The following is a 23649-nucleotide window of genomic DNA, read 5'->3' as shown; positions in this document are numbered from 1 at the left end:
CGCCGGACCTCCGGCCAACAACATGACTGACGAGAAGAAGGTAGCAACAGATGCGCAATATTGAACGTCCCTCTTTGAAGACCGTCCTGCAGACCACGACGGTTGCAGGTCTTGCGGCGGTCATGCTTTCGAGCGGCATCCCGGCGCAGATCGTCCAATCCTATGCTGCTCCGGTGACCGTTACCGCACCGCAGGCTCCAAGCTTTGCCGATGTCGTTTCGGCCGTTTCTCCCGCCGTCGTTTCCGTTCGTGTTCAATCCAACACTCAAGTCGCCTCGGATGACGACGACAGCAACTTCACCTTCAATTTCGGCGGCCGCGGCTTCGACCAGCTTCCCGACGATCATCCCCTGAAGCGGTTCTTCCGCGAGTTCGGCGGCCAGATGCCTGGCGGCCCAGGCGACCGCAACCAGGATCGCGCCGAGCGCGGCGGTCCGCGTGATCGCGATCGTCATGACAACCGCCCGCACCCCCTCCGCCCGACAGCACAGGGATCCGGTTTCTTCATTTCCGAAGACGGATATCTGGTGACCAACAACCACGTCGTTTCGGACGGCTCGGCCTACACCGTCGTGATGAACGACGGTACCGAGCTGGAAGCCAAGCTTGTCGGCAAGGACAGCCGCACCGATCTCGCCGTGCTGAAGGTCGACGCCTCAAGCCGCAAATTCACCTATGTCACCTTTGCCGATGATACGAAGGTCCGTGTCGGCGACTGGGTCGTGGCTGTCGGCAATCCTTTCGGGCTTGGCGGCACCGTGACCGCCGGTATCGTTTCGGCCCGTGGCCGCGATATCGGCTCCGGTCCCTATGACGACTACATCCAGGTCGACGCAGCGGTGAACCGCGGCAATTCGGGCGGCCCGACCTTTAACCTCTCCGGCGAAGTCGTCGGCATCAATACCGCGATCTTTTCGCCGTCTGGTGGCAATGTCGGCATCGCCTTCGCCATTCCGGCCTCGGTTGCCAAGGATGTCGTCAACGATCTCATCAAGGATGGCAAGGTCGAGCGCGGCTGGCTCGGCGTGCAGATCCAGCCGGTCAATCAGGATATTGCCGATTCCCTCGGCCTCAAGGAGGCTTCGGGTGCGCTCGTCGTTGCTCCGCAGGAAGGCTCGCCGGGCCAGAAGGCCGGTATCAAGGAAGGCGACGTGATCACCGCCGTCAACGGCCAGCCGATCAAGGACGCCCGAGATCTCGCCAAGCGCGTCGCCGCTTTCGGCCCGAATGCCAAGGTCGATGTCGACCTGTGGCGTGACGGCAAGAAGGAGACCGTCCCGGTTACGCTCGGCAACCTCCAGAGCGACGAGGCTGCCGCCGCGGAACCGAAGCAGCCGGACGCCCCGGCTCCGTCCAGTGAGAAGGCGCTCGCTGATCTCGGCATTACCGTCGCTCCCGCCGAAGACGGCTCCGGCCTTTCGGTGACCGATGTCGATCCGGACTCGGAAGCTGCAGCCCGCGGCCTCAAGGCCGGTGAAAAGATCGTGTCGGTCAACAACCGCAAGGTCGAAAACGCAGCCGATATCGGCAAGGTGATCGACCAGGCCCGCAAGGACGGCCGCACCCGTGCGCTGTTCCAGGTGGAATCGGGCGGCAACAGCCGCTTCGTCGCTCTGCCGATCAACGAGGGCTGATCAATTCGCCAGACCCAAGCAAGGGGTGCCGCCGGCAACGGCCGGCGCCCCTTCCGTTGAAAGGGATCAAAGATGGAAACGAGTATTCGTTATTCCCGCCAGGGCGCCGAATCCCATGGTGCAAAAACGGACGCGGACGCTATTGTGCCGCACATGAAGATTCTGGTGATCGAAGACGATCTTGAGGCCGCCGCATACATGACCAAGGCTTTTCGCGAGGCCGGGATCGTGGTCGATCACGCGAGCGATGGCGAAAGCGGCCTCTTCATGGGTACCGAAAATTCCTACGACGTGATGGTCATCGACCGGATGCTGCCACGCCGGGATGGGCTGTCGGTCATCAGCGAACTGCGCAAGCGCGGCGTTAATACGCCGGTGCTGATCCTTTCCGCGCTGGGTCAAGTGGACGACCGCGTGACCGGCCTTCGCGCCGGCGGCGACGATTACCTGCCGAAGCCCTACGCCTTTTCCGAATTGCTTGCCCGGGTCGAGGTGCTCGGCCGCCGCAAGGGGGCGCCGGAGCAGGACATGGTCTATCGCGTCGGCGATCTGGAACTCGACCGGCTGTCCCACGAAGTAAGGCGCGCGGGCAAGGAAATCCTGCTGCAGCCGCGCGAATTCCGACTTCTCGAATACCTGATGAAGAATGCTGGCCAGGTGGTGACGCGGACCATGCTGCTCGAACACGTCTGGGACTATCACTTCGACCCTCAGACGAATGTCATTGACGTGCATGTCTCGCGGCTGCGCTCGAAGATCGAGAAGGACTTCGACAAGCCGCTTCTGAAGACCATCCGCGGTGCGGGCTATATGATCAAGGACGAGGGGTAGGCTTCATTGCTGGCACGTGCCCGTCTGATGTTCCGCTCGACGGCCGTGCGGCTGTCGGCGCTCTATATCCTGCTCTTTGCACTGTGTGCTGCTTTTCTGGTCTTCTACGTGACGGCCATGTCCGAGCGCCTGCTTGCCCAGCAGACGCGCCAGACGCTGCAGGAAGAAGTGCAGGATGTTCAGCGCGCCTATGAACGCGGAGGGATCAGTCTTCTTCTGCGCATGATCGAGCGTCGCGCCCGCCAGCCCGGAGCCAATCTTTACGTGATCGCCGGCCCGAACGGCGAGATGCTCGCAGGCAATGTCGCTTCGGTGCAGCCGGGTGTCCTCGACGAGCAGGGCTGGACGGGATTTCCTTTCAGCTACGAGCCCTATGCGGAAGTCAGCCGCCCAGGCCGGCACATGGCGGTTGCCAATGTCTTGCGTCTGGATAACGGCTTGAGGGTTATGATCGGGCGTGACCTCGGCGATCCCGGACGCTTCCGAGGCATCGTGCGCCGGGCACTGATGGTGGCTCTGACCATCATGGGCATCGGCGCGCTGGTGATCTGGTTCGGCATAGGCCGCAACGCGCTGAAACGTATCGACCGGATGTCGGCGGCAAGCCAGAAGATCATGGCCGGCGACCTCTCTCAACGACTGCCCGTCGGCAGGTCCGGCGACGAATTCGATCGCCTGTCGGATTCGCTGAATGCCATGCTCGGGCGCATCGAAAAGCTGAACGAGGGGCTGCGCCAGGTTTCTGACAACATCGCCCACGACCTGAAGACGCCACTGACCAGACTGCGCAACAAGGCGGCCGATGCGCTGGCAGAAGGACGAGACGATGTGCGGCGGACGGCTCTGGAAGGAATCATTGCCGAATCCGATCAGCTCATCCGGACATTCAATGCGCTGCTGATGATTTCGAGGGTTGAAGCCGGTTCCATCGCGGCCGAGATGTCCGAAGTCGATCTTTCGGCGATTTCCGGCGATAGCGCCGAGCTCTATGAGCCGGTGGCGGAGGAAGCGGGCCTTTCTATGACGACCGAACTACAGCCGGGCCTGGTGGTTCAGGGCAATCGCGAACTGATCGGGCAGGCGATCTTCAATCTGCTCGACAATGCGGTCAAATATGCCGCCGAAGGCAAGGGCGAAAAGAAAATCTGCGTCAGGCTTTCGGGGCAGAACGGATCGTTCCGCCTCTCCGTATGCGACCACGGACCGGGTATTCCCCGCGACAAGCGCCAGGAGGTGACGAAACGCTTCGTGCGCCTCGACGAAAGCCGTTCGAAACCGGGCACCGGTCTTGGCCTGTCGCTGGTCGAGGCGGTGATGGAGTTGCATGGCGGCTCGCTCGAGCTTTCCGCCACCGACGAGAGCGAAAAGGAAGCGCCCGGCCTTACCGCGACCATGGTCTTTCCCGCGCCGAAGCCCTAATTGGGAGAGGGCAAGGCGAGATTCGAGGAGGGATATCGTGGCGGAAAAGCAGAGCCGGCTGGATTCGGTCAAGGCGGAGATCATTCGGCCGCTGAACCAGGCGGAAGCAAAATCGGTCGCCGCCGGGCTGAGGGATATCGCCAAGACCGAGCCGCTCCTTGCGGAATTGCTGAAGGCGGATAGCGCGCTCAAGGAATTCATCATCGCGGCTTTCACGCTGTCGCCCTATCTGCGCGATATAGCGACCGTTTCCCCAGCGCTTCTTGTCACCGCGGTCACCGAGCCGCTGGAGCCGGCATTGGACCGGCTGGTCGATTCAGCGCGGAATGCCTGGCGGCCCAGAGACGGCAAGACGCCTTCCGAAAACGAGGTGATGACCGCGCTGCGAACCGCGAAGCGAGGCCTGAGCTTTCTGGTCGCCCTTGCCGATCTCGCGCGCGTCTTTTCTGCAAGCGACACAACCCGATGGTTGAGTGCGATGGCTGATGCCTGCGTGGCCGCCGCAATCGACCACCTTTTGCTCGCCGGTCAGGAAAGCGGCAAGCTTAAAACTCCCGACCCGGATAGTCCAAGCAAGGATTCCGGTCTGATCGTGCTCGGTATGGGCAAGCTTGGCGGCCGCGAACTCAATTATTCCTCCGATATCGACATCGTCGTTTTTTTCGATCCGGAGGCCGGCATCCTCACCGACCCTCTCGACGCTTCCGAAACCTACGGCCGGATGATGCGGCGTCTGATCCGCATCCTGCAGGAGAGAACGGCTGACGGTTATGTTTTCCGCACCGACCTGCGCCTGCGTCCCGATCCGGGCTCTACGCCGCTCGCCGTCTCGCTCGACGCGGCCCTGATCTACTACGAAGGCAGGGGGCAGAATTGGGAGCGGGCGGCGTTCATCAAGGCCCGGCCGATTGCCGGCGACATCGCTGCAGGCGAAAACTTCATGCGGCTACTGACGCCTTTCGTCTTCCGCAAATATCTGGACTATGCGGCAATTGCCGATATCCATTCGATCAAGCGGCAGATCCACGTGCACAAGGGACACGGGGCGATCACCGTGAAGGGTCACGACGTGAAGCTCGGCCGGGGCGGTATCCGCGAGATCGAATTCTTTGCCCAGACCCAGCAGCTAATCGCCGGCGGGCGGATGCCACCGCTTCGCGCCCGCGAAACCGAAGCGGCGCTCAAGGCGCTGGCGGATGCCAGATGGATCACGCCCGAAATCGCGGCAGATATGACGGACTGCTATTGGTTCCTGCGGGATGTCGAGCACCGCATCCAGATGGTGCACGACGAGCAGACCCATGACCTTCCCGGCACGGATGCGGAGCTAAAACGCATCGCCTTCATGCTGGGCTTTCCCGATGCCGCGAGTTTTTCGGCCCGGCTGGAAGAGGTGCTGCGGACTGTGGAGAAGCGTTATGCGCGGCTTTTCGAACAGGAGGCGAAGCTCTCCGGCGGCGACGGCAACCTCGTCTTCACCGGCCAGCAGGACGATCCGGGAACGCTGAAGACGCTCGCGGCCCTCGGCTTCGAGCGGCCAGCCGACATATCGCGCGTCATTCGCACCTGGCACTATGGCCGTTACCGGGCAACCCAATCCGTCGAATCGCGCGAACGGCTGACCGAGTTGATGCCGGCTCTCCTGAAGGCCTTCGGGGAAAGCCAGCGGGCAGACGAAGCCCTTCTGCGTTTCGACCATTTCCTGAAGGGGCTGCCGGCCGGCATCCAGCTTTTCTCGCTGATCGGCAACAATCCGCCGCTACTTGCGCTTATCGTCACGATCATGTCGTCGGCGCCGCGGCTTGCCGACATAATCGCCTCCAAGCCGCATGTCTTCGACGGCATGTTGGATCCCGGCATGATGACGGAACTGCCGACGCGGGACTATCTTTCCCAGCGATTGACGACTTTTATCAGCGGAGCCAGACACTACGAGGAGCAGCTCGACCGTCTGCGCATCTTTGCTGCCGAACAGCATTTTCTTATCGGCATCCGGCTCCTGACCGGTGCAATTTCCGGCGTGCAGGCTGCACGCGGCTTTACCCATCTCGCCGATCTCCTGATCGAAGCGGCTCTGAACGCAGTGGTGCGGGAGATCGAAGCTGCGCATGGGACCTATCCGGGCGGCAGGGTGGCCGTCATGGGCATGGGCAAGCTCGGCAGCTTCGAACTGACGGCCGGATCAGACGTCGACCTCATTCTGCTCTACGACTACGACAGCGAGGCGATGGAAAGCGAAGGCGCGAAGCCGCTCGATTCCACTCGCTATTTCACGCGCTTGACCCAGCGCCTGATCGCGGCTCTCTCTGCGCCCATGGCCGAAGGGGTCATATTCGAAGTTGACCTTCGGCTGCGGCCTTCCGGCAACAAGGGGCCGGTCGCCACCCGCATCAACGCCTTTGGGAAATATCAACGCGAGGAGGCCTGGACCTGGGAGCATATGGCCCTGACGCGGGCGCGGCTCATCTGTGGCGAGGCCAGTCTCGTCAACGAGGCGAGGGGCGTTATACGGGATGTGCTGGCGGCGGAAAGGGAGGTCGGAAAGGTCGCGGCGGACGTGGCCGAAATGCGCGAACTGATCGAAAAGGAAAAGCCGCCGCGCGACATCTGGGATTTCAAGCTGATCCCCGGCGGACTGATCGATATCGAATTCATTGCGCAATATCTCAGGCTGATCGCGCCGGCAAAGGGCCTCACGGCTGATACCTATGGGCTCAGCACCGGAGAGGCCTTGAAGGCGGTGGGCGAGACGTTGATGACACCCGGCGACCTCGACGCCTGCCTGGGGGGCCTCAGGCTCTTCACGGAACTGTCCCAGATCATCCGGCTTTGCGTCGACGGACCTTTCGATCCGGGCGATGCTCCGACCGGCCTTGTTGAACGCATCTGCCGCGCCGGCGACTGCCCGGACATCGGAACGCTTGAGGGCGAGGTCAAGCGTCTGTCCACGGCTGTGCGCACAATATTTCAGAAGGTTGTGGTATCGAAAGGATAATTCCCTTATAAATTGTTACACCTTTTAAGATTTATTTAAAGATGCATAATTCCCTCGATGGTTGTTTTGTGGAGGGATCAATGGGGAATGCAGGTGAGGGCGGAATTGCAGTCGCCGAAGGATGGTGGGAAAGGAACTTCAAGAACCACCTCGCGGGACTGGTCTTTATATGCTCCTTCTTCGGCTTGTTGTTGACTGCCTTTTGGTCGCTTGCCCAGGTGACTGGTCCCGGACGAGAGGTCTTCAATGTGCCTGCGCCGCTTTTCGGCACCTGGGTGGGAACTATCCTGACATTCTATTTCACCCGGGAGAATGTCAAGGAGGCCAATGAGGCGGTCAATCGGATTGTCGACAGATTGGCGCCGGAGCAGCGCCCGGCTCAAACGCCAGTGCGACAGGCGATGAAACCCCGAGGCCTCGATCAAGGCCCTCCAGCTCAAGGAGGGAGAGGACGAAAAGGCAATTCTGGTCGGCGATCTGACAGCGATTGTCGGCGAAGGTTACTCGCGGGTTCTGATCTTTACGCCGCGCGGTACGATCAAATACGTGATCCATGAAAGCACGCTCAACCGGTTCATCGCCGACCGGTCCAGACTCGCGGAAGCGGGGCAGGCACCTGCAGGCAGCCCGTCCGCAGCAGGCCTTACCGAGTTGCTCAGCCACCAGGCCGGCGATCAGACCATCGACGAGATCGTCAAGCGCTTCGTTTTCGTCAAGGAAGACGCCACACTTGCCGATGCGCGCGCCGCGATGCTGGCTGTGAAGGGATGCGAGGATGTCTTTGTGACCAAGAACGGCAAATCCGACGAACCGGTTTTGGGCTGGCTGACAAATTCCGATATCACAAGCGACCTTTGACCCTTTCTACGGTGCGGACGCGGGAGCGGCAGGATCGACCCTGCCGCTCCCGCGCCTCGGCCAGTGGGTCGGTTTCAGGCAGACCGTCTCATGGCGACCGGAAACGGCAGGTCTGGAATGTGCAGCGAAACAACGGTGCCTTCACCGACCTTGGAGCGGATCCGCATGGTGCCGCCGTGCAGCGTGATCAGCGAGCGGGAGATGGCAAGACCAAGGCCGGAACCGCCCTTGCTCTTTGCATATTGGCTCTGCACCTGCTCGAATGGCTGACCGATCTTGTTGAGCGATTCCTTCGGTATGCCGATGCCGGTGTCGGCGATGGTGAGCAAAACGCCCTTCTCCAGCCGGCGCGCCCGCAATTCGATCTTGCCGCCCTCATTGGTGAATTTCACAGCGTTGGACAGGAGGTTCAGCATCACCTGTTTCAGCGCGCGGCGGTCGCCGCCCATGTTCAGATCGTCGCACAGACGCCGCTGGATGGTGATCGCCTTATCTTGGGCCGCGACGGATGTCAGGCGCAGGCTTTCCTCGATGAGCGGCTTCAGGTCCACGGCTTCGCACTGGATGCGCATGTGGCCGGCCTCGATCTTCGACATGTCGAGAATGTCGCTGATGACGTTCAGGAGGTGTTTGCCGCTGTCGTGGATGTCCTTGGAATATTCCATGTATTTTGGCGAACCGAGCGGGCCGAACATGCCGTTCATCAGGATTTCCGAGAAGCCCAGGATGGCGTTTAGCGGCGTCCGCAGCTCGTGCGACATATTGGCGAGAAACTCGGATTTCGCCTTGTTGGCGGCTTCGGCGCGTTCCTTTTCCGCCTGATAATTGGCATTGGCGGTGGAAAGTTCGGCCTTCTGTCGCTCCAGTTTCTTCTGCGACGAGGAAAGATCGCCGATCGTCGCCATCAGCCGGCGCTCGCTGTCGCGCAGCCGCTCCTGGTGGCGTTTCAGCAGCGTGATGTCGGTGCCGACGGAGACAAGCCCGCCGTCGCGGGTGCGCCGCTCGTTGATCTGCAGCCAGCGCTCGTCGGCAAGCTGCACTTCGGTGGTGCGGGACATGCCGCTGCCGTCCGGATCGGCGACACGGCGTTCGATGACAGGACGCGCTGCCGCAGCGTTGACGGCGGTACGTTCGGTGCCGGGCACCAGCACGCTGTCCGGCAATCCGTAAGCCTGCTGGAAATGGGTATTGCACATGACCAGCCGGTCGTTTTTGTCCCACAGCACGAAGGCTTCCGAGGTGCATTCGATCGCGTCGGCCAGGCGCTGATCCGCTTCCGCATAACGTTGGGCGAGGCGGTGCTGCTCGGTGACGTCCATGGCGATGCCGATGACGTGAGTGCGGCCGGCGGCGGTCTTCACCACCTGGGCACGGGCACGCATCCAGACATAGTGGCCGGCGGCGTGGCGCATGCGGAAGACCTGGTCGACCTGTTTGGCGTTGCTGCGGCTGATCGCCCGGGCAAGCGCGTAGATATTGCCGTCGCTCGGATGCATCATCCGTGCTGCGTCGGCGAAGGAAATGACGTTGCCGGCGGGCGGCAGGCCGAGCATCTCGTACATGGAGCCCGACCAGAACAGGCGCCGGTTGGTGACGTCGAAATCCCACAAGCCGCAGCGTCCGCGCGACAATGCGGTCTCGATACGCAGGTTCGATTCCACAAAGACGTCGTCCGCCTCGCGCGCCCGTCTCACCTGCATGTAGTAGGCGTAGAGGATAATGAGCAGAATTGCGGAAATGCCGGTGAAAAGCGTCACGTTGAGCGAGACTTCGTGACGCCAGAAGCGGTTGATGCTTTCAAGCGAATGGGCCGCGACGATCAGCGCGCCTTCGCTGCCGATAGGCTGGATCGCAGCATAGTGCGGGACAGCGCCGAAATAGGTCTCGATGACGCTATTGTCTTCGCCAAGCCGGCGCAGAGCTGCGGTTTCCGGCAGGACGGATGTGAGACGCCGCCCGACATAGGCAGCCACCTGTCCGGACCCGCCGAAGATGTATCCGGCATCATCGACGAGCAGAATGAAGGCATCGGCCCGAAGCTGAGGCGACGGCAGAACGGCGCCAACGCGCGTTTCCGCCATCCTACGGTTGTTGACGGAAAAGTCGAAGGGCTCGGAGGACAAGGCCGCCTTCGCCGCCATAGCCATGAGCGCGGTCGATTGCTGCGCGCCATCTTCCATTCGTCCATGCTCGGCTATGATACCGAGAATGCGAGACGCCGCGACAACGGAGAGGAAGGCGATAATGAGGAGGGGGATCGACCGCTTCAGAACCAGCTCCACCCGCGGCATCTGCCGCGAAATGGGCTGAACCGAAAGCCGAGCCTCGTCTGGGATGACGTGCTTCAAACTCGAAAAGCTCGGAAATTTGAAACGCAGCCGCCCCTCGGCCGCGGTTGCCCGCTGCACGTCCGCCATCGTTCTCATGTAGTCCCTCGTGGTGATTCGACGCGCCGCTCGCCCGAATCTGACTTAATGAATCATTAGTGATTCTTCGTGTCCAGAGGGTTGATAAGATTTTTTTAATACTTTGATTTCAATGCGATTCGCCCGAGTCTGCGGGCAGCGCATCAGCGGCGTGAGGAGAAGCGCCGCCGCGGGAGTGCCCGTGGCGGCATTATTCGTCAGCCCTTGAGCATGCGCTCGACGATATCCCGGACATCCGTCGACAGCGCCGAGGCGCGTTCGATCGCCCCGAGTGCCAATCGCGCGTGATCGGCACGAACGGGCTCCAGCGAACGCCAGGAGCGCATCGATGTGAGGATGCGGGCGGCGAGTTGCGGGTTCTTCGGGTCGATTGCCAGGATCTGCTCGGCGAGGAACCGGTAGGCTTCTCCGTCGGCGCGGTTGAAGCCGGTCGGGTTGGAGAAAGCGAAGGTGCCGATCAGGGCGCGGACGCGGTTCGGATTGGTGGCGACGAAACGGGGGTTCTCCATCAGTCCCTTTACGCGGGTCAAGGCTCCGGCGCCGGGAATGGTCGCCTGGATCGAGAACCACTTGTCGATGACCAGAGGATTGCCGTCGAAGCGGGTCAGGAAGCTCGCAAGCGCCGCCGTCGTCTCGGACGAATCGGGGAAGCGATTGGCAAGCAGCGTGAGCGCCTGCGCCAGGTCGGTCATGTTGTCGGCCGAACCGAAAGCCTCCGCCGCGCGGGCAGGCGTTCCCTCCGCGTAGGTGAGATAGGAAAGCGCGCTGTTCCTGAGCGAACGCTTGCCGGCGCTCGCCGCATCCGGCGTATAGGGGCCGGGAATCGCCATCTCTTCGAAAAGCCGCAGAAAGATCTTTTCTCCAGCCTTCGCTATCGCATCAAGCACGGCGTGGCGGCCGCGATGGATCGCATCGGGATCGTTATTGGTGCCGAGTTCGCGAGCGATGTCGGACTCGCTTGGAAGCGTCAGCGCCTGGGCACGGAAGGCCGGCTCGAGCTTGTCGTCTGCCGCGGCCTCGAGAAGGGCCGAGATCAGGGCCTGATCGCAGGTGATCTCCTTGCCGTCGCGGGCGTCGCGTGCCGCCTTCATCAGGTTCGGCATGGCAAGGTCGGTGAGTGCCTGCCAACGGGCGAAGAGGTCGGTGTCATGGCGGGCAATATGGGCGAGATCGCCCGGTGCCTGATCGAAATGCAGGTTGATCGGCGCCGAGAAGGATCGGTTGAGCGAAAGGACGGGACGTGAGGAGATACCCGAAAAGGTGAAAGTCTGCTTGCGGTCCGTCAGGTGCAGCACGTCGCCGGTGACCTCACCGCCCTTGACCGCGGTGGGCGTTGCGAGAGAGCCGTTGTCGAGGATCAGCGCGAAAGACAGCGGGATATGCATCGGCTCCTTGGCCGCCTGGCCGGGCGTCGCAGGGATCATCTGCTCCAGAGACAGCGTGAAGGTGCCGTTCGACTGGTCGTAACCGCCGGACGAAGTCACGAGCGGGGTGCCTGCCTGATGGTACCAGAGCGAGAACTGCGTCAGGTCGCGGCCGCTGGCATCCTCGAAGCATTTGACGAAATCCTCGACGGTTGCGGCCTGCCCGTCATGGCGCTCGAAATAAAGGTCCATGCCGGCCTTGAAATCGTCGCGCCCGAGAAGCGTGGCGATCATCCGGGTGACTTCCGAACCTTTTTCGTAGACGGTCGTCGTGTAGAAATTGTTGATCTCGCGATATTTCGTCGGGCGGACGGGATGGGCCAGCGGCCCGGCATCCTCCGGAAACTGCTCCGACTTCAGGTGCCGCACTTCGGCAATGCGCTTCACCGGACGCGAACGCTGGTCCGCTGAAAACTCGTGGTCGCGATAGACCGTCAGGCCTTCCTTGAGGCAGAGCTGGAACCAGTCGCGGCAGGTGATGCGATTGCCGGTCCAGTTGTGGAAATATTCGTGCGCGATGATCGCCTCGATATTCGCATAATCCTGGTCGGTCGCGGTTTCAGGGTCGGCCAGCACGTATTTGTCGTTGAAGACGTTGAGGCCCTTGTTTTCCATGGCCCCCATGTTGAAGTCCGAAACGGCGACGATCATGAAGATGTCGAGATCGTATTCGCGGCCGAACCGCTCCTCGTCCCATTTCATCGAGCGCTTCAGCGCGTCCATGGCGTAGGCCGCGCGAGCTTCCTTGCCGTGCTCAACATAGATCTTCAGCGCCACTTCACGTTCGGACATGGTGACGAACGTGTCTTCGACGACGCCGAGATCGCCGGCGACCAGTGCGAAGAGGTAGCTTGGTTTCGGATGCGGGTCGAACCACGCGGCAAACGCCCGGCCCTCGTCATATCCCGCGCCGCCGAGGAAATTACCGTTCGACAGCATGACCGGGTTGGCGGCCTTGTCGCCGATGATGGTGATCGTATAGGGCGCCAGCACATCCGGCCGGTCGGGGAAATAGGTGATGCGCCGGAAACCTTCCGCCTCGCACTGGGTGCAGTAGATGCCGTTGGTGCGGTAGAGGCCCATCAGCTGCGTGTTGGCTTCGGGATTGATGAACGTCGTAACGGTGATCTCGAAGGGAGCCTCCGCGGGCAGATCGCGGATGGTCAGGCTTTCCGGCGTCACGTCGTACTGGCCGGCCGGTACTTCGTTCTGGTCGAGCAGGAGGCCGGAAAGCGACAGCTCGTCGCCATCGAGCACCAGAGGGATGGACGGATCGACACCCTCGCGGCGGTGGAAGATCAGCCTGGCCTCGACCTTGGTATTGGTCGGATCGAGCTCGAACGTCAGATCGACGCGTTCCAGGATGAAATCGGTGGGGCGGTAATCTGCCAGATGAACGATCTGGCCCGTATCTGTTCGCATGTTTCTTCCTGAACCGGCTCTTCAATGTGGCGTCGGGAGCCTTTCGGTAATCCCTTGAATTGATCGGCGTCCCATTGCCGCCGGCATAGTTGCACGCAATGCTAAACGATTGTTGAAATTTTCGCTAAATTATAAACTCATACGGCTCCGTATATTCCCGCACGTATTTATCCGGTCACGGATATTCATAGACCTATCACCGGTTTTGATCGCGTGCGCCGCACTTTTGAGTTACTTTGACGGCAAAGTGAATCTCCGAACCTCCTGCCAGGCTCCGTATTGACGCGGCCCAAAATCTTCCAAGAGTTCTTTTTATGGCTGCCGACGCCCTGAATCCCCTTCGGGGAATCATGTTCAAAGTTTCCTCCGTCGTCGTTTTCGTGATGATGCAAACCTGCATCAAGTCGGCGGGCGCAGGTGTTCCTGCCGGCCAGATTACATTCTACCGGTCTGCCTTCGCGCTTGTGCCGATCCTGGTTTATCTCGCCGCTCAGCGTGAACTCCAGCGCGGTTTCCACACCGAAAGTCTTCCGGGCCACCTGAAGCGCGGTTTCTTCGGCATCCTCTCCATGGCCTGCGGGTTTTACGGCCTGGTGCACCTTCCGATGCCGGATGCCATTGCGCTCGGTTATTCGACGCCGCTGCTGGCGGTGGTCTTTGCGGCCATCGTCCTGAAGGAAACGGTGCGCATCTACCGATGGACCGCGGTGGCGATCGGCATGGTCGGAGTGGTGATCGTCTCGTGGCCGAAACTGACCATGTTCAACGAGGGCGGCATGGGATCGGAGCAGGCGGTCGGAGCCGCCGCCGTGATTTTGTCGGCAGTCCTGGCAGGTTTTGCGCTGGTCCAGACACGCCAGCTCGTCCGCACCGAGAAGACCTCGACCATCGTTCTCTATTTCTCGCTGACGGCGGCGGTCTTCTCCCTGGTCAGCCTGCCGTTCGGCTGGGCTCCCCTGACGGTGGAGCAAAAGCTCTATCTCGTTGGAGCCGGATTCTGCGGCGGCATCGGACAGCTCCTTTTGACCGAAAGCTATCGCAACGCCGACGTTTCGACCGTCGCGCCCTTCGAATATACGTCGATCCTGCTGGGGATTGGCATCGCCTATGTTCTGTTCGGAGATGTGCCGACCGTCAGCATGCTCGTCGGAACGGCAATCACGGTCTCGGCGGGGATATTCATCATTTACCGAGAGCACCAGCTCGGGCTCGAGCGAAAGGCGGCGCGCAAGGCATCACCGCCGGGTGCCGGGACCTGAAGAACCCTTCAGATCAGAGCGGGATTGCCGCCGTGAGGGGATTGACCTTTTCGGCGCTGGCACGAATGGCGCCGGCGCGGCTGTATTCGCGCGAGGCATTTACGGCAGCGCCGATCTGAGACAGGTTTTCGCGCAGCGTCCGGATCGGATGGAGGAGGGCAGTTGTCATGACGGCTTCCTTGTCGGTTTGATCAGCGCTCGCGGAAATCCGCGAAGACGGCAGCAGGACGGGCAACGCCGATCGGACGCGCCATGGCGCGCGATGTCATCTGCTCGTTGGTGGCTGAACCGAAATGATGGTAACCCTGCGTCGAGCGCGGCGGCATGCCGGCGATGCGAAGGGTTTCGAAGCCCGAATGGATCGGACGGAAGCGGGTAGTCATGGCCTTGGTTCCTTAAACCTAGAATTCCTCCCAAGACACAATCCATATATTGCAATGCAGCATCGATTCTGCAATGCAACAAAACGCTGCGCTGCCATGCGCTAAATGCATGACGCTTTTCATAATTTGGTAACTTTGTTCCAATTTGGAGTAGGCTTGGCTAAAATTCAGGCAGTCAGCGATCAGAAAGGCGCATTTTGAACGTCAGCAGATCCTGCCAGGCGAGCGCCTTGTTGGCGGGGGCAGCCAGAAGCTCCTGCGGATGCAGGGTTGCGATCGCCGGAAGATTAATGCCGCCGAACGAAATATCGCGCCATTCTCCACGCAGCGAGTGGATCGTCCCATTGCCGCCGAAGAAAAAGCGGGCAGGAAAATTGCCGAGCAGCAGGAGCAGTTTAGGTTCCGAAAGCGCCACCTGTCGCTCGAGGAAGGGTCGGCAGATGTCGAGTTCGGCGTCTGAGGGCATGCGGCTGCCGGGCGGCCGCCAGGGAATCACGTTGGTGAGCATGACCGCCTGGCGCGAAAGACCGATTGCGCCGAGCATTCTATCCAGGAGCTGGCCCTGCCGCCCTGAAAAGGGAATGCCGTCGCGGTCGTCGTCGGCATTCGGCATCGGGCCGATCACCATGATGCCCGAGCCGGGATCGCCGCTCGCAAAAACCGTTGAGCGTGCGCCGTTCTTGAGGTTGCAGCCGTTGAAGGCTTCGAGCGCCGTCTTGAGTTCCGGCAGCGACCGGGCGCTTTCCGCCGCAAAGCGGGCCGAGGCAACGGCCTCGCCGTCCGGCACGGCGACCGAGGGCAGCGCCGATCCGGCGGCGGGCCGCGCGGTCGGAGCGGTGCGACCCTGTGCGGGTGCTGGAGCGCTCGCGGCTCGGGACAAGGGACCGGTTTCGCCCTGCACCGGCTGCTGGCGCGCCGTCGCCGGCATTTTTGCCTCGGCCTGCGCCGCCTTCTGCGCAGCGAATTGCCCAAACCGGTCGACCGGTTCGTCCTCGACAAGCCATTCTACCCCCGAATCCGCATAGAAATGCAGAAGGGCACGAAGCTCCGGCGTATCGAGATCCTTGGCGGCGTTCATCGATCTCACCCTAGCGAACCGCGGGCTCCGAGGGAAGTCACGCCGCCCATTGCTGGACGTTGTCGCTCTCTCCGATCAAGGCCAAGCCATGCGCAATCGATAGCAGTTCGCCGCCGCTTTCGATCCTCGAAGCCTCGAAGCGCCGGGTGAAGATGCCGCGCACGGCCGGCACGAAGGACGTTCCGCCGGTCAGGAACACCTTGTCGATTTCTGCAGGCCGCGTATTCGTCTTTTCCAGCACCTCGTCAAGCGCGCCCTCGATGCGGGCAAGATCGTCGGCGATCCACGTCTCGAAATCGGCCCGTTTCACCAGCTTGCGGCCGGCCTTGCCGAGCGGCGCGAAGTTGAATTCGGCTTCTTCAGCGCCGGACAGCGCCATCTTGGTCGCAGAGATCGCCTGATAGAGCGGGTAGCCCTCATCATGTTCGACGAGATCGATGAACAGTTCCAGTTTGTCCGGATCGAGCGCCGAACGCACCAGCGATTTCAAATCGGTGAATTCGCGCGTGGTCTTGAAGATCGACAGCTGGTTCCAGCGGCCGAAACTCGCATAGTAGCCGGCCGGAACCTCCAGCACCTTGTCGAAGCTCTTGAAGAACGTGCCCTTGCCGATTTCGGGCGCCACCAGATTGTCGATCATCCGGTAGTCGAAATGATCGCCGGCAATGCCGACACCGGAATGGCCGATGGGCGTCGCCGTCAGCTTGCCTGCCTTGCGCTCGAAACGGATCAGCGAATAGTCGGTCGTGCCGCCGCCGAAATCGGCAACCAGCACGTTGGCATCGCTTTTCAGCGTCTGGGCGAAATAATAGGCCGCCGCCACGGGCTCGTAGACATAGTGGATTTCCGGAAAGCCGAGCCGCGTCAAAGCCTCGTTGTAGCGTTCGGTGGCGAGCTTCGGGTCCGGGTTGGCTCCGGCAAAATGCACCGGCCGGCCGGCGATGACGCGGGAAATCTCCGAGGGCCAATTGTCGTCTGCATAGGTCTTGAGACGCTTGAGGAAGATCTCCATCAGGTCTTCGAAGACATGCCGGCGCGCGAAGATCAGAGTGCCCTGGAAGAGCGCACTTGCCGCAAAGGTCTTGATCGACTGCAGGAAACGGCAGTCGCCGGGATTGTCGATGAACTGGCGGATCGCCGCCTGTCCGGCCTCGACCTTCAGCGCCTGCGCCCCCATCACCGGGTCCTTCATGAAGGAAAGCGCGGTGCGCATCGAATCGCTCTCGCCCGCGCTGCTGGTAAAGTGCATGGAATGCGTGGCGCTGCCGCCGTCGGCAAGCGCCAGAACCGTATTGGTCGTGCCGAAATCAAGCCCGAGCGCCCGTGCCATGGCCGTGCTCCTTTTATCCATCGAAGATCGTTGAACCGAAACCCACAAGGCTCCGAACGCAAAAAGGGCGCTGCTCGCGCCCAGAAAATTTTGAGAGGGCGCGTGATCGCACAAGGGAAGGCGGATGGCAACCCTGGCGGCCCTAGATTTTCAACTGACCTCGCGTCTCGGCAGCCATTCCGGCGAGCCAGTTGCGGAACATTTCCATGGCCGGCGTGACAGAGCGGGATTTGAGCCGCGTCAGCCAATAGCTGCCCTTGGATATGGTGATATTGAAGGGTTGTTCGATCATACCTGCGGCGAACTGTCGGGAAAACATCAGCGGCGGAGCGAGCGCCACGCCGGCGCCCTGCAAGGCCGCCTCGACCATCAGCACGGAACTGTCGAACACCATGCCGCGGATCGGCGGCGGGGAGACGCCTGCCGCCTCGAACCAGCTCGGCCATTCGTCGGCGCGGTAGGAGCGCAGCAGCGTCTGGTGCGCCACGTCCTCCGGAGCTTTCAGCTGCCTTGCGATCGACGGAATGGAGAGCACCGAAAGCGGTGCTTCGAAGAGCGCTTCCGCCTCGATATCGTGCCAGGCACCGTTGCCGAATTTGATGGTGTAGTCGAGCCCTTCCGCGGCGATGTCGACGCGGTTGTTGTTGGTGGAGAGCCTCAAGTCGATGAACGGATACTTCTCCCGGAAATCGGCAAGCCGGGGCAGCAGCCAGCCGACCGCGAGGGTGCCGACTGCGCCAAGCTTCAGCACCTCGCGCACATGCCCGTCTTCAAAGCGCTCCAGCATTGCCGCCATCCGGTCGAACGAATCCTGCAGCGCCGGCAGGAGCGCCAGTCCTTCCTCGGTAATCATCAGCCCGCGCGGCAGGCGGCGGAACAGCGTCACGCCGAGCCGCTGTTCCAGAAGCTTCACCTGATGGCTGACGGCCGCCTGCGTGACGTTGAGCTCGATCGCCGCCCGGGTGAAGGAGAGGTGACGCGCGGCCGCCTCGAAGGCGCGCAGCGCGTTCAGCGGCAAATACGGCCGGACCATGGCAATGCCCTAGTTTGATTCATGTCTGCCCGCAGATATCATCGTTTGATTGGGGCTCGCAAGCCGACCTAAAAAGGCCCGGTCAACACACTTGGAGCACCTCGATGGCTTTTAGAAATTCCTTTCTTCTTGCATTTTCCCTCGGAATTACCGCTGCTTTGCTGGATTGCACTATGGCTCGCGCCGCCGATCCGATCCGCTGCACCGTCATTATCGACGAGGGCAGCGGTGATACGCTTTATCGTCAGGGCACCTGCGACCAGGATTTTTATCCGCAATCGACCTTCAAACTGCCTTTGGCCATGATGGGCTATGACGCCGGCATCCTGACCGACCGCCAGAACCCCCGCTGGAAATACCAGGCGAAGTTCGGCGGACCGGAGCGGGTCAAGAAGGATGTCGATCCGCTGATCTGGGAAAAGGAATCGGTCGTCTGGTATTCGCAGGAGATCGCCCGCAAGCTCGGAAAAGGAAAGTTTGCAGATTACATCCAGCGCTTCGGCTACGGCAATCGCGATGTCTCCGGCGGCCCCGGCAAGACCGACGGCCTGACCGAATCCTGGCTGATGTCGTCCTTGAAGATCTCGCCGAACGAGCAGGTGCAATTCCTGCGCCGCTTCCTCAATGGAGGCCTGCCGATCTCCGAACATGCCGTCGATATGACCCTCGCCATCGTCCCGCATTTCGAGGCGGGCGAAGGTTGGGATATCCAGGGCAAGACCGGTTCAGGCTGGCTGCGTGACAAGGCCGGCAAGGCGGATTATGCGCGCCCGCTCGGCTGGTTCGTTGGCTGGGCGATGAAGGATGGGCGCCGCGTCGTCTTCGCAAGGCTGCTGGTCGATACAAAACGGCATAGTGACAAGCCGATCAGCTTTGTTGTGCGGGATTCGCTGATTCAGGACTTTCCGAAACTGGCGGAAAAGTTCTGAACTCCGGGCATAACGCTCCTCGCTTTCCCCAGGCCGCGTACCCCTGATACCGAAACGGCCGGGTCACCCCCTGACCCGGCCGCCCGCAGCGCTGAGCGCCGACTTTGGCAATGCATTGCGCCTTCTATAAACGACATTGGAGGGGGCTAAGGCAAACGGAGTCTGGTGTTCAGGTTATTCGTTAAGGTTACCTGCCGCACCGTTAGCGGAGAACACGCCGCGCAAGCCAGATGATCCCGAGCCCGACGATCACCGCGATCGCGCCGTTGGCGATCCAGGGCGTCTGGTTGATCATGAAACTTGCCGCCGGATAGGGAAATATCCCGCTGCCCTGGCTGATCCACAGGATGCCAATGAGGGTCAGGAGAATGCCCAGGATGACGAGTGCCGGTCTGGCGAATTTCATGTGACGACCTCCGAGCCGGGGATTTTGGGGATCATAGGCTTTCGTATCGGCACCGGCAAATGCGATTGCGCGGCGGGGGGAGGTCAGACGTCTTCGTAATAGGTGGCAATCAACGATTTCGGCGCCGGGTCTTCGCCATCGGTCAGGAAGAAGCTACCGATGATGCGGCTCGCCGGCGAGAGGCTGTCCAGGAGATTACGGACAACCACATCGTCCACCGCTTCCAGGCTGCGCGCATGAAGCATGGTGGACTTGCTCGCAAGCGCCGCGGTCTCGGACGCGTACCGCGTGGCCGCTTGCCGGGTTCCGAGAAATGCTGTCTCCACTTGCTCAACCGCAAGCGTCTGGGCGATTGCCGCAGCCGTGGAGGTCGGCGTCCGCGCGGCCGTTGCGGGACTACTCGGGGAGGGAGCTTCGGCGGCCCCGGAAATGCTTTCGATCATGCCGGCGATCCTGTGAGTTGGGGCCTGCCCAATTCCTATCGCCGCCATATTGCGATCCCGGAAATGCCGGGACCGCAATTCGATTCAATGTTTAGCTTTTGGGTTCGGCGCGGCTCGCCGCAGCCCGTCAGATCGAACGGGAAGCGCCGCCGTCGACCCGAAGCATCGTACCCGTAACATAGCTTGCCGGTACCGAGCACAGGAACGCGCCGGCTGCCGCAAATTCCTCCACCTTGCCGAGACGACCGGCGGGGATCGATTTGACCGATGCCGCGCGGATTTCCTCCAGCGACTTTCCGGTACGCTTGGCATTCGCCCCGTCCAGTTCGTCGATGCGGTCGGTATGGATGCGGCCGGGAAGCAGCATATTGGCGGTGATCCCGTGGCCCGCTACTTCCACCGCGAGCGTCTTGTTCCAGCCGACCAGGGCCGACCGCAGCGTATTGGATAGCGCCAGATTCGGGATGGGTTCAAAAACGCCGGAGGAGGCGACCGTCAGGATACGTCCCCATCCTTGTTCCTTCATCTGCGGCAGGAGGGCATTGGTCAGCGTGATGACGCGCAGCACCATGGACTGGAAGAAAGTATCGAGCTTGTCCGCCGTCATTTCCTCCGAGGTACCGGGCGTCGGGCCGCCGGTATTGTTGACGAGGATGTCGATGCCGCCGAGCTTTTCCTTCACAGCCGTGGTCATCGTCTCGACGAAATTCAGTTCGGAAAGGTCGCCCCAGACCCAGTCGGCCTTTCCCTTGCCCTCGGCATTGATCGCCTTGCAGTTTTCAGCAAGCATGTCTCCGGAACGGCCGACCAGCAGCACATTCGCACCTTCGGCGGCAAGTGCCCTGGCGATGCCGAGGCCGAGCCCGCGGGACGAGGCAAGCACAAGGGCGCGTTTGCCCGAAATTCCGAGATCCATGATGTGTTTCCTTCGCCAATTCTGTCATCGATATCGGCCTTTATAACAGCGCCGCGGAGTCGTGAAAGGCCGATCTTGCTTTCGTGGGTCTCGTCGCTATAATTGACGTGCACGTAAAAGTAATATCAGTAAAGCGAAACGCAGTTTGCGCGAATGGCAAGGCTGAAGACGCTTTCCTGCCTCGACAAACGGGGTCGCTTTTGTCAAGACAGGTGCCTAAATATGAGCCGGGAGGGGCCGGCGAGCGGAGTTGGAAATGAGCGAGCAGGAACTTCCCGAACGCGAATCGATGGAATTTGACGTGGTGATCGTCGGCGCCGGGCCGGCGGGTCTTTCGGCGGCGATCCGCCTGAAGCAGATCAATCCGGAACTGACCGTCGTTGTCTTGGAAAAAGGCTCGGAAGTCGGCGCGCATATTCTCTCGGGCGCGGTGGTGGATCCTGTCGGCATCGACAAGCTTTTGCCGGACTGGCGGCAGGATGAGGGGCATCCTTTCAAGACGCCGGTCACCGACGACCAGTTCCTGTTCTTAGGGCCGGCCGGTTCCGTCCGCCTGCCGAACTTCGCCATGCCGCCTTTGATGAACAACCATGGCAATTACATCGTCTCGCTCGGAAACGTCTGTCGCTGGCTCGCTGAAAAGGCGGAGGCGCTGGGCGTCGAAATCTATCCGGGTTTTGCCGCGACAGAAGTGCTCTACAATGACCAGGGTGCCGTGATCGGCGTCGCCACCGGCGACATGGGCATCGAGAAGAGCGGCGAACCTGGCCCGGCCTTCACCCGCGGCATGGAATTGCACGGCAAATATGTGCTGATCGGCGAAGGTGTGCGCGGTTCGCTCGCCAAGCAACTGATCCTGCGGTTCGCTCTGCAGGACGATCGGGAGCCGCAGAAATACGGGATCGGGCTCAAGGAGCTCTGGCAGGTGAAGCCGGAGAACCACAGGCCAGGCCTGGTGCAGCATTCGTTCGGCTGGCCGCTCGGCATGAAGACGGGCGGCGGTTCCTTCCTCTACCACCTGGAAGACAACCTCGTCGCCGTCGGGTTCGTGGTGCATTTGAACTACAAGAACCCCTATCTTTATCCGTTCGAGGAGTTCCAGCGCTTCAAGACGCATCCGGCGATACGCGCCACTTTCGAAGGCGGCAAGCGTCTCTCCTACGGCGCCCGCGCCATCACCGAGGGCGGTTACCAGTCGGTGCCGAAACTATCCTTCCCAGGCGGCGCCCTGATCGGCTGTTCGGCCGGTCTCGTCAACGTTCCCCGCATCAAGGGCAGCCACAATGCGGTTCTGTCGGGCATGCTCGCCGCCGACAAGATTGCCGCGGCGATTGCCGCCGGCCGGGCAAACGACGAGCCGATCGAGATCGAGACCGAATGGCGCCAGACCGCGATCGGCACGGATCTGAAGCGGGTCAGAAACGTCAAGCCGCTCTGGTCGAAGCTCGGAACGGGGCTTGGTATCGCGCTTGGCGGCCTCGACATGTGGACCAACCAGCTTTTCGGCCTGTCCCTCTTCGGCACCATGAAGCACGGCAAGACCGATGCCGAGAGCCTGGAGCCGGCGGCAAAGCACAGCAAGATTGATTATCCGAAGCCCGATGGCGTGCTGACCTTCGACCGGCTTTCCTCGGTCTTCCTGTCGAATACCAACCACGAGGAAGACCAGCCGGTGCATCTGCAGGTCAAGGACATGGACCTGCAGAAGCGTTCTGAACTCGAGGTCTTCGCGGGCCCTTCGACGCGTTACTGTCCGGCCGGCGTTTACGAATGGGTGGAGAAGGACGGCGAGCAGGTCTACGTCATCAACGCGCAGAACTGCGTCCACTGCAAGACCTGCGACATCAAGGACCCCAACCAGAACATCAACTGGGTCCCGCCCCAGGGCGGCGAAGGGCCGGTTTATCCGAATATGTGAGCAAGGCGGTGGAGATTGATTCTCGACCGCTGTTCCCTAGATGCCGCGACAAGCTCTCCGGGGTACCGGTAGCTTTACGTTTTGCGTCAGTCACGTGTTCGGAGCGATCCGCCTTATCACTTCATTAACCATAATCTCCTTAAGTTGCGTCACCATCTTGACGCACCAAGGACACATTCATGTCGATCTCCCGTCGCGGTTTCCTGGTCGGTCTGCCGCTGATGCTGGCGGGCTGCGCCTCCACCGTTCCGCAGTATACGAACTACGCAGCCCTGCCGAACGAGCAGTTTCCGCTGAAGGCGGTACCGGCCGAGAAGATCAAGCCCGAACTGCGCCGTCAGGAAGTCGCCTATGAAACGACGCATCCGGCAGGCACGGTGATCGTCGATACGCCCGCTCGCCGCGCTTATTATGTTCTCGGTAACGGCCGGGCGATCCGTTACGGCGTCGGCGTCGGCCGGGCGGGCCTTGCGCTTGCCGGCAATGCCTATGTCGGGCGCAAGGCCGAGTGGCCGACCTGGACGCCGACGGCCAACATGCAGCGCCGGGAGGCGCGCTACCGGAAGCTCGCGGGTGGCATGCCCGGCGGCCCGAACAATCCGCTGGGTGCCCGCGCGATGTACCTCTACCGCGGCGGCAACGACACGCATTTCCGCATCCACGGCACCAATCAGCCGGAATCGATCGGTCTCGCCATGTCGAGCGGTTGCATCCGCATGATGAATCACGACGTCATCGACCTCTATGAACGCGTCAAGGTCGGCGCCAAGGTTGTCGTCATCCAGGCCTGACAGAGATCATCAAGCCTGACCAAGAAAGCCCGCCGTTTCAGCCACGGCGGGCTTTTTTGTCGTTGTGCGCCCAGCATGGGCGCATTCTTGTGGGTGGAAGTCCCACCGTAAGCTGGTCATGGCGAGCGAAGTGAAGCGCAACTGCGGAAGGGCG

At 61.4% G+C, this 23649-nt stretch carries 19 protein-coding genes; 9 read left to right on the top strand and 10 right to left on the bottom strand.

What is annotated here, in order from left to right:
- Positions 1 to 50 precede the first annotated feature (50 nt).
- The 5 genes from EDE05_RS13135 (at position 51) to EDE05_RS13115 (ending at position 7737) form a co-directional block, all read left to right on the top strand.
- A complete protein-coding gene (locus EDE05_RS13135) occupies positions 51 to 1634 on the top strand; it encodes a Do family serine endopeptidase (RefSeq protein WP_132410683.1) in 1584 nt (527 codons plus the stop codon).
- A 72-nt stretch (positions 1635 to 1706) separates the two neighbouring features.
- A complete protein-coding gene (locus EDE05_RS13130; protein WP_134101262.1) occupies positions 1707 to 2465 on the top strand; it encodes a response regulator transcription factor in 759 nt (252 codons plus the stop codon).
- Positions 2466 to 2474: 9 nt separating this feature from the next.
- Positions 2475 to 3884, top strand: coding sequence for an ATP-binding protein (locus tag EDE05_RS13125; protein WP_134101605.1), 1410 nt, complete (start codon positions 2475 to 2477; stop codon positions 3882 to 3884).
- Between the two features lie 37 nt (positions 3885 to 3921).
- Positions 3922 to 6879: a bifunctional [glutamine synthetase] adenylyltransferase/[glutamine synthetase]-adenylyl-L-tyrosine phosphorylase gene (locus EDE05_RS13120; RefSeq protein WP_245519906.1), complete on the top strand. Its 2958-nt coding sequence runs from the start codon at positions 3922 to 3924 to the stop codon at positions 6877 to 6879.
- A 546-nt stretch (positions 6880 to 7425) separates the two neighbouring features.
- Complete coding sequence (locus EDE05_RS13115; RefSeq protein ID WP_134101256.1) at positions 7426 to 7737, top strand: hypothetical protein; 312 nt, start codon at positions 7426 to 7428, stop codon at positions 7735 to 7737.
- A gap of 74 nt (positions 7738 to 7811) precedes the next feature.
- On the opposite strand, the gene EDE05_RS13110 is transcribed toward EDE05_RS13115, so the two are convergent.
- Both EDE05_RS13110 and pepN read right to left on the bottom strand, forming a co-directional pair.
- Positions 7812 to 10154 (bottom strand): ATP-binding protein, encoded by a 2343-nt coding sequence (locus EDE05_RS13110; RefSeq protein ID WP_112802844.1) that lies wholly within the window; start codon positions 10152 to 10154, stop codon positions 7812 to 7814.
- Between the two features lie 206 nt (positions 10155 to 10360).
- Positions 10361 to 13009, bottom strand: a complete 2649-nt coding sequence (gene pepN, locus EDE05_RS13105) for an aminopeptidase N (protein WP_134101253.1) — start codon at positions 13007 to 13009, stop codon at positions 10361 to 10363.
- Positions 13010 to 13323: 314 nt separating this feature from the next.
- Here pepN and EDE05_RS13100 point away from each other — a divergent pair, with 314 nt between their 5' ends.
- Complete coding sequence (locus EDE05_RS13100; protein ID WP_132410693.1) at positions 13324 to 14268, top strand: DMT family transporter; 945 nt, start codon at positions 13324 to 13326, stop codon at positions 14266 to 14268.
- 13 nt (positions 14269 to 14281) lie between these two features.
- Here the strand turns inward: EDE05_RS13100 and EDE05_RS26810 are convergent, their stop codons facing one another.
- From EDE05_RS26810 to EDE05_RS13080, 5 genes are all read right to left on the bottom strand, one after another.
- Complete coding sequence (locus tag EDE05_RS26810) at positions 14282 to 14437, bottom strand: hypothetical protein (protein WP_157949006.1); 156 nt, start codon at positions 14435 to 14437, stop codon at positions 14282 to 14284.
- A gap of 22 nt (positions 14438 to 14459) precedes the next feature.
- The gene (locus tag EDE05_RS13095; RefSeq protein WP_132410695.1) at positions 14460 to 14651 is read right to left on the bottom strand and encodes a hypothetical protein; all 192 of its coding nucleotides are present in this window, start codon (positions 14649 to 14651) and stop codon (positions 14460 to 14462) included.
- 175 nt (positions 14652 to 14826) lie between these two features.
- Entirely contained in the window at positions 14827 to 15729 is a 903-nt protein-coding gene (locus EDE05_RS13090) for a uracil-DNA glycosylase (RefSeq protein ID WP_132410697.1), read from the bottom strand.
- Positions 15730 to 15766: 37 nt separating this feature from the next.
- The gene (locus EDE05_RS13085; RefSeq protein ID WP_134101250.1) at positions 15767 to 17059 is read right to left on the bottom strand and encodes an Hsp70 family protein; all 1293 of its coding nucleotides are present in this window, start codon (positions 17057 to 17059) and stop codon (positions 15767 to 15769) included.
- Positions 17060 to 17201: 142 nt separating this feature from the next.
- The gene (locus EDE05_RS13080) at positions 17202 to 18092 is read right to left on the bottom strand and encodes a LysR family transcriptional regulator (RefSeq protein ID WP_132410699.1); all 891 of its coding nucleotides are present in this window, start codon (positions 18090 to 18092) and stop codon (positions 17202 to 17204) included.
- Between the two features lie 104 nt (positions 18093 to 18196).
- On the opposite strand from EDE05_RS13080, the gene blaOXA reads away from it, so the two are divergent.
- Positions 18197 to 19021, top strand: coding sequence for a class D beta-lactamase (blaOXA, locus tag EDE05_RS13075; RefSeq protein ID WP_132410701.1), 825 nt, complete (start codon positions 18197 to 18199; stop codon positions 19019 to 19021).
- 202 nt (positions 19022 to 19223) lie between these two features.
- Here the strand turns inward: blaOXA and EDE05_RS13070 are convergent, their stop codons facing one another.
- The 3 genes from EDE05_RS13070 to EDE05_RS13060 form a co-directional block, all read right to left on the bottom strand.
- Complete coding sequence (locus tag EDE05_RS13070) at positions 19224 to 19427, bottom strand: hypothetical protein (RefSeq protein ID WP_105371634.1); 204 nt, start codon at positions 19425 to 19427, stop codon at positions 19224 to 19226.
- 83 nt (positions 19428 to 19510) lie between these two features.
- Complete coding sequence (locus EDE05_RS13065) at positions 19511 to 19870, bottom strand: hypothetical protein (RefSeq protein WP_132410703.1); 360 nt, start codon at positions 19868 to 19870, stop codon at positions 19511 to 19513.
- A gap of 127 nt (positions 19871 to 19997) precedes the next feature.
- Positions 19998 to 20786, bottom strand: a complete 789-nt coding sequence (locus tag EDE05_RS13060; protein ID WP_132410705.1) for an SDR family oxidoreductase — start codon at positions 20784 to 20786, stop codon at positions 19998 to 20000.
- A gap of 256 nt (positions 20787 to 21042) precedes the next feature.
- Here EDE05_RS13060 and EDE05_RS13055 point away from each other — a divergent pair, with 256 nt between their 5' ends.
- Positions 21043 to 22704: an electron transfer flavoprotein-ubiquinone oxidoreductase gene (locus EDE05_RS13055; RefSeq protein WP_132410707.1), complete on the top strand. Its 1662-nt coding sequence runs from the start codon at positions 21043 to 21045 to the stop codon at positions 22702 to 22704.
- 179 nt (positions 22705 to 22883) lie between these two features.
- Positions 22884 to 23495 carry a L,D-transpeptidase gene (locus tag EDE05_RS13050; protein WP_112802863.1) on the top strand — a complete coding sequence of 204 codons (612 nt, stop codon included), beginning with the start codon at positions 22884 to 22886 and terminating at the stop codon, positions 23493 to 23495.
- Positions 23496 to 23649 lie beyond the last annotated feature (154 nt).

The organism is Neorhizobium sp. R1-B, from assembly GCF_004368875.1.
Lineage (GTDB): Bacteria > Pseudomonadota > Alphaproteobacteria > Rhizobiales > Rhizobiaceae > Neorhizobium > Neorhizobium huautlense.
The sequence above is the reverse complement of the archived record's forward strand: the minus strand, read 5'-3'. Positions and strand labels throughout refer to the sequence as shown.

Coding starts and splice junctions, on each gene's coding strand:
- EDE05_RS13135 (WP_132410683.1), top strand. CDS start 51: ATGCGCAATATTGAACGTCCCTCTTTGAAGACCGTCCTGCAGACCACG.
- EDE05_RS13130 (WP_134101262.1), top strand. CDS start 1,707: ATGGAAACGAGTATTCGTTATTCCCGCCAGGGCGCCGAATCCCATGGT.
- EDE05_RS13110 (WP_112802844.1), bottom strand. CDS start 10,154: ATGGCGGACGTGCAGCGGGCAACCGCGGCCGAGGGGCGGCTGCGTTTC.
- pepN (WP_134101253.1), bottom strand. CDS start 13,009: ATGCGAACAGATACGGGCCAGATCGTTCATCTGGCAGATTACCGCCCC.
- EDE05_RS13100 (WP_132410693.1), top strand. CDS start 13,324: ATGGCTGCCGACGCCCTGAATCCCCTTCGGGGAATCATGTTCAAAGTT.
- EDE05_RS26810 (WP_157949006.1), bottom strand. CDS start 14,437: ATGACAACTGCCCTCCTCCATCCGATCCGGACGCTGCGCGAAAACCTG.
- EDE05_RS13095 (WP_132410695.1), bottom strand. CDS start 14,651: ATGACTACCCGCTTCCGTCCGATCCATTCGGGCTTCGAAACCCTTCGC.
- EDE05_RS13090 (WP_132410697.1), bottom strand. CDS start 15,729: ATGAACGCCGCCAAGGATCTCGATACGCCGGAGCTTCGTGCCCTTCTG.
- EDE05_RS13085 (WP_134101250.1), bottom strand. CDS start 17,059: ATGGCACGGGCGCTCGGGCTTGATTTCGGCACGACCAATACGGTTCTG.
- EDE05_RS13080 (WP_132410699.1), bottom strand. CDS start 18,092: ATGGTCCGGCCGTATTTGCCGCTGAACGCGCTGCGCGCCTTCGAGGCG.
- blaOXA (WP_132410701.1), top strand. CDS start 18,197: ATGGCTTTTAGAAATTCCTTTCTTCTTGCATTTTCCCTCGGAATTACC.
- EDE05_RS13070 (WP_105371634.1), bottom strand. CDS start 19,427: ATGAAATTCGCCAGACCGGCACTCGTCATCCTGGGCATTCTCCTGACC.
- EDE05_RS13065 (WP_132410703.1), bottom strand. CDS start 19,870: ATGATCGAAAGCATTTCCGGGGCCGCCGAAGCTCCCTCCCCGAGTAGT.
- EDE05_RS13060 (WP_132410705.1), bottom strand. CDS start 20,786: ATGGATCTCGGAATTTCGGGCAAACGCGCCCTTGTGCTTGCCTCGTCC.
- EDE05_RS13055 (WP_132410707.1), top strand. CDS start 21,043: ATGAGCGAGCAGGAACTTCCCGAACGCGAATCGATGGAATTTGACGTG.
- EDE05_RS13050 (WP_112802863.1), top strand. CDS start 22,884: ATGTCGATCTCCCGTCGCGGTTTCCTGGTCGGTCTGCCGCTGATGCTG.